Raw genomic sequence first — 631 nt, 5'->3', positions numbered from 1 at the left:
GCCAGGAGGACCTTTTCCCGGTAAAGGCCCACCTGGCCCAGGGTGTGGCCGGGCAGGGCCACCACCCGCCAGCCATGGACCTCTTCCCCTTCCTCCACGGGCACCAAGGCCTCCTTGGGGATGGGCGGGCCCAGGTTGGCCAGGGCCTTGCCCAAAAGGGGGATGGGCAGGGGCGGGCGGGGGCTTTCCCCGGTCAGGGAGGGCCACTCCCTGGGGGGGGCGGGGAGGGGGAGCCAAAAGCGCCCCGAGGGGGCTCTACCCCCGCCGCTATGGTCCAGGTGGTGGTGGGTGAGGAAGAGGAGCCGGGGCGGGGTCTTGAGGAGGGCAAGAAGCCTCCTGGCCTCCCAAGGGAGGCCCGCGTCCACCAGGAAGTAACCCTCCTCCAGGGGGACGCGGTAGAGGTTGGCGGCGAAGCGCAGGACCTCAGGCCCGCTCACGGACCCGCTCCACCCCCATCTCCTCCAGAGCCTTGCGGATGCCCTCCGGGTCTATCCCCGCCTGGCGGTGGAGGCTCGGGATGGGCCCGTGCTCCAGGAAGCGGTCGGGAAGGCCCAGGACCCGGACCTCGGGCCTCAGGCCCATCTCGTTCAGGGCCTCCAGGACGGCGCTCCCGAAGCCGCCCATCTTCTGG

Annotated in this window: 2 protein-coding genes; both read right to left on the bottom strand. The window is 71.6% G+C overall.

Annotated features, from left to right (window positions below; all coding sequences use genetic code 11):
• A partial coding sequence (locus tag BVI061214_RS00380) for an MBL fold metallo-hydrolase (protein ID WP_053766892.1) occupies positions 1–437 on the bottom strand: 437 nt, incomplete at its 3' end.
• The coding region (locus BVI061214_RS00375; RefSeq protein ID WP_282953978.1) for a transketolase C-terminal domain-containing protein at positions 424–631 on the bottom strand (208 nt) is incomplete at its 5' end. The genes BVI061214_RS00375 and BVI061214_RS00380, both read right to left, overlap by 14 nt.

The organism is Thermus aquaticus (genome assembly GCF_001280255.1).
Taxonomy (GTDB): Bacteria; Deinococcota; Deinococci; order Deinococcales; family Thermaceae; genus Thermus; species Thermus aquaticus.
This window is presented reverse-complemented; position numbering and strand designations above follow the sequence as displayed.